The sequence below is a fragment of the Gemmatimonadota bacterium genome, from assembly GCA_026706845.1.
GTDB lineage: Bacteria > Latescibacterota > UBA2968 > UBA2968 > UBA2968 > VXRD01.
The window spans coordinates 1-4743 of sequence record JAPOXY010000055.1; the positions used below are offsets into that span (position 1 = coordinate 1).

The 4743-nt window shown below is 52.1% G+C and carries 5 protein-coding genes; all 5 read right to left on the minus strand.

Annotation, left to right across the window (positions count from 1 at the left end; translation table 11 throughout):
• Nucleotides 1-166: 166 nt before the first annotated feature.
• On the minus strand, nt 167-646 hold the full coding sequence (locus OXG87_05280) for an EVE domain-containing protein (protein MCY3868949.1): 480 nt from the start codon (nt 644-646) through the stop codon (nt 167-169).
• A gap of 14 nt (nt 647-660) precedes the next feature.
• The gene (locus OXG87_05285; protein ID MCY3868950.1) at nt 661-2118 is read right to left on the minus strand and encodes an arylsulfatase; all 1458 of its coding nucleotides are present in this window, start codon (nt 2116-2118) and stop codon (nt 661-663) included.
• Between the two features lie 12 nt (nt 2119-2130).
• A complete protein-coding gene (locus OXG87_05290) occupies nt 2131-3216 on the minus strand; it encodes a membrane dipeptidase (protein MCY3868951.1) in 1086 nt (361 codons plus the stop codon).
• A 1-nt stretch (nt 3217) separates the two neighbouring features.
• A complete protein-coding gene (locus OXG87_05295; protein MCY3868952.1) occupies nt 3218-4345 on the minus strand; it encodes a membrane dipeptidase in 1128 nt (375 codons plus the stop codon).
• 167 nt (nt 4346-4512) lie between these two features.
• Nucleotides 4513-4743, minus strand: a 231-nt coding sequence (locus OXG87_05300; protein MCY3868953.1) for a hypothetical protein, incomplete at its 5' end; no start/stop codon positions are given.

Sequence of the window (4743 nt, forward strand, 5' to 3'; positions counted from 1 at the left end):
GACGCCGCCACCTCGTCCGTCAACTGGTGGAGCGGGGACAGGTCGTCGAGGATCCTAAGGGGGCAGTATCGCCTATGCTGAGAACCCTATTTTTACGCGGCATGATGTACCTTTTCTCTGCAACGAATTGTCTTTGAAGAATTTCATTTTTTATACTTTGGCCTTCTCATCTCGCCAGATGCCCCCCCATCTCGCACACAATCTCAAACTCCTCCTTTGTCACCGGCTGAATTGACAACCGCTGCCCGCGCTGAACCACCTTCATATCTTTGAGCCTGGGATTATTCTTGAGGTCTTGCAGGCTGACATAAGGCTCAAATGCCTTTGACCACTGCACATCAAAAGAAAACCAGCGCGGATCTCCTTTCGAGGCCTTTTCATCGTAATACTCATGACGCGCATCGAATTGAGAGGGATCGGGATATCCCGCACGCACAATATTCGCAATACCAGCAACACCGGGATCTTTACAATTTGACTGATAGAACAGTGCCTGATCGCCTTTTTGCATTTCGTCGCGGATAAAATTGCGCGCCTGATAATTGCGCACCCCTCGCCAGTACCCAATCCCACTGGGCCGATTGCTCAATTCTTCAAAAGAGCACACATCGTACTCGCACTTTACAAGCCAGTATTTTTGGGCCATAGCATCCTCGCATTTTATTGTGCGGCTTCTTTCCATTTCTGATAATTTGGCGACAGACTCAGCGCGCCATCGGGCTGCGGCACGAGTTCTCCATTTTGCCCTCTCGGATCGCCCCGATTTTCATTCACCTCTGCCAATCGTCTGCGCCACATCGCAATGCGCGTTTCATACGCCGGGTCTTTGGACAACTCGCAACATTCCAATGGATCGTCATCCAGATTAAAAAATTGTTCTTCTCCCGTATGATGAAACCAGATATACTTCTCGTGCCCATCGGTCACATATTGCATGCCGTGTTCTCTTGTATAACACGTCGTATGTTCGCCCTGCACAAACGCACGCCATCCCTCGTCATCTCCTCGCGCAATATCCAGAAGAGACCGCCCATCCACAGATGCTGGTATATCGACTCCGGCAGCATCGAGCAATGTGGGCATCACATCGCGCAACTCCACCGGATGATCATACTTCATCCCTCGCGCCACATCTCGCCATGTATCGGGATATTTCACAATAAACGGAATGCGCGCAGACCCTTCGTACGCGTAGGTCTTTCGCCAGTGATGATGGTCGCCCATCATATCGCCGTGATCAGACGTAAAAATAATCAGGGTATTGCTGTATGCTTGTGGGTCCCGATGGCGCAACTCGTACAGCACGCGCCCAATCTGGTGATCGATAAACGTGATATTGCCGTAATATCCCGCGCGTCCCCTGTGCGTTTCGGCATCGGAACGGTGCGAACGCGGAGCATTGACATCTGCAATTTTTTTGTCAAACTCAGCGGCCCAGTCTCCCACAGCGGCTTTGGGGATATTGTCATTGTTGATATACATATCCCAATACGCCTGGGGCGCATCATAAGGCGAATGGGGACGCGCAAATGAAAGCCACATAAAAAACGGTTTGGTCGGATCGCGTTGCTGCAAAAATTTAATCCCCTCGCTCGCCGTCCAGTGCGTCGGATGCAAATGCTCGGACAAATGGCTGGGCCGCGCCATCCATGAATTCCAATCGATACTGTGATCCCGATACCCGTAAGCACCTTCCTTGTGCTGCTCGAAAAACAAATGATAATCACTGATAAAGTTTCCCATCCGCCGCCCACTTTCATCCAGCACCATGTGGTGAAAACCATATAGCCTGCGCTGCGGGGCGTGGTGCATCTTGCCTACAGCCTGCGTGTGATACCCCGCCGCGGCCAGTTCTCCCGGCAATGTCGCCGGATATTCCAGTGGATTACTCCCCGTCATTGTCAACCGCCCGTGATTCCATTGATCCATCCCCGTGATAATCCCCGCGCGTGCAGGCGTACACGACGGCACCGATGTATATGCGTGGGGGAAATGCGCCCCTCGCTCGGCCAATTCATCGAGATACGGCGTCTCCAGCGCCGGATGCCCATCACACCCGAGGCAATCTCCGCGCTGTTGATCTGTTGTAATCAACAACAAATTTGGTCGCTCTGACATATTTATATCCTCTCACCTTTCCCACACCGACTTCAACAACCGCACCCAATTCCCCGACAACACCTTTTGAATATCTTCTTGTGAATATCCGCGCCGTTCAAAAATGGACACCAGATTTTGCAAATCGGCAATTGTATTTAAATCTCGCGGCGACTGTTCCTGACCATACCCCCCATCCAGATCCGTCCCAATGCCCGAATGATTGGCATTGCCAGCAAGCTGACATACATGATCGATGTGATCAACTACTGTCTCGAGCGTCGCCTTTGTGGTCTGCTCATAACACGGCACCCCCCGCTTCCACTCTGGATCGAGCATCCACGCATCAAAAGCCGCGCCAATAACCCCGCCGCGTTCTACAATTGCGCGGATCATATCATCTGTCAACTGTCTTTGCCCCGGCGTCAGTGCCCGACAATTGTGATGGCTTGCAGCCACCGGACCATCGTAATAATCGAGAATTTCCCAGAAAGCCTGATCGGTCGTATGTGTCATATCCACAATAATTCCCGCGGCTTTGAGCGCGTCGAGCAATGGCCTGCCCCGATCCAGCAATCCGCCTTCTGTTCCTGTTCCGTGGCAATAAGAACTCACCCCATAATGCGAAATACTCACCATTTTCAAGCCCAAATCGCGCCATTCGGACACCTGATCGGGATCGAGAATCGGATCGGCACTTTCCATCGCCAGCACCAACCCGATGGGAGTATCTGCCGAAGGCTGCGCCCACGCCGCAACGCACGCGTCCAGATCCTCAACCGTGAGAATCTGTCGGATAATCCCCCGTCGCTCCATCGCCTTATAAAAGGCGTAATGCCCCCTCCCGACACCGTAACACTGCGTCTGATCCCACATCCCCGTGCGCGTCCAGCGATCATTGGTATCAATACGCGACATCACTGTGCCAAACACAATCCCCACACGCCCCTTGTGCAACTCGGGAAACGTGGTTGTACACGACCCAAAACTGCGCGTAGTCAGTTCCGAATCGTGTACCCGCACGGTTGCCGCGGGTTGCGTGAGGTCGCGATTGACCTGAATGGCGCAAAAGGCGAGGTCCAAGTGGCTATCGACAATAAAGTAAGTTTGATCGGACATGTCATCCCCAGGTCGTGGTAAAAAATCGAACCAAATTCCCATGCGCAAAACCCCTCACATCGTCTTCCCCATAGCCGTGATCGCGCATAAGATGTAGAAAGCGCTGCAAATCGTCAATCGTATGATAATCTGTGGGCGAAAGCTCCAGACCAAATCCACCATCCAGATCCGTGCCATAAGCCACATGATCTGTGCTGCCCGTCAGTTCGCAAATATGATCGATGTGTTCGAGTACCGCCTTCATCGGTCGGGTTGCCGTGGTATAATGCGTACTCGGATCGTCCCAATTCCATGCCGGAGACAACATCTGCTCGGCAAAAACCATCCCGATTACGCCCCCCCGGTCTGTAATCGCGCGGATCATATCGTCCGACAAATGCCGCTGCCCCGGCACCAAAGCGCGACAATTGCAATGGCTGGCATGCACTGGCCCCTTCCAATAATCGAGAATATGCCAGAAGGTCAGGTCTGCCGCATGCGTCAAATCCAGCGCAATATCGGTCTCAGCCAGCGCATCCATCAGCGCGTAAGCCGGTGGATATAGCCCACCCACCGTACCCGTGCCATGCCCATACGTATTGGCGCCAAAATGAGTCAAAGATACAGAGCGCAGTCCCGCTTCATACCATTCGCCCACCTGATCGGGGCCCAGAATCGGATCGGCACTTTCCATCGACAAAATAAGCCCCACGGGCGTATCATCCGATGGGTTCTCCCAGTCTGTAACACAGGCATTGAGATCTGCAACAGACTTGATAAACCGAATTTCTCCACACCGTTCCAGCGCCCGATAATACGCCAGATGAGATTGGCCTCTCGCATAAGCCACATCCTGTGTGCGCACCGCATTGTGCGTATTATCCTGTGGATTTTGCACGCGACACATAATAGTAGAAAGCATAATCCCCACGCGCCCTTTTCGCATCTCGGGCAGACAAACAGTTGGCGTAAACCGTTTGGGCTGCGGCCCCAGGCGTTGCTCCAGCGAATCCGGATGCGTCGATAATCCCCCCACCATACTGTCTTCTCGCTCGCGCAACACATATACAGACTGCGTGAGATCCCGGCGGTAAAACAGCGCATTAAACGCCATATCGAGATGTCCATCAATAATCAAATATTCGCGCATATCCAATATCCCAATTCAAAGAGTTGCTCGCTCACGAGTAACGTAGCACGCAAATCGCTTAAGTGCAAGTACAAATAAAAACCCCATCTTAATTGGATGGGGGTTTTTTCTTATAGTGCGTCAAGAAACCGCGCTTGTCGTGAACAAATGGCTTTCGACCCGCGACTTTATTTTGTCATATCTTCAATTTCGTCCTGCACGCGCTTGCGCCACTCGCGGTCGGCATCGGATTCTTTTTTCTTTTGCACACGTCTCTGTCTATACGGCTTATTCACGGGCTTATCTTCAACCACTTCAATAAACGGACCATCTTTGCGATTGCGACGTTTCCAATACCGAACGGATACCCAACACAGATAAATCATTGCAGCGATAAAAATCAACAACTGTAGGGTCAT

Excerpts from the sequence above, each read along its gene's own strand:
- OXG87_05295 (MCY3868952.1), bottom strand. The coding sequence starts at position 4,345 with ATGCGCGAATATTTGATTATTGATGGACATCTCGATATGGCGTTTAAT.
- OXG87_05280 (MCY3868949.1), bottom strand. The coding sequence starts at position 646 with ATGGCCCAAAAATACTGGCTTGTAAAGTGCGAGTACGATGTGTGCTCT.
- OXG87_05290 (MCY3868951.1), bottom strand. The coding sequence starts at position 3,216 with ATGTCCGATCAAACTTACTTTATTGTCGATAGCCACTTGGACCTCGCC.
- OXG87_05285 (MCY3868950.1), bottom strand. The coding sequence starts at position 2,118 with ATGTCAGAGCGACCAAATTTGTTGTTGATTACAACAGATCAACAGCGC.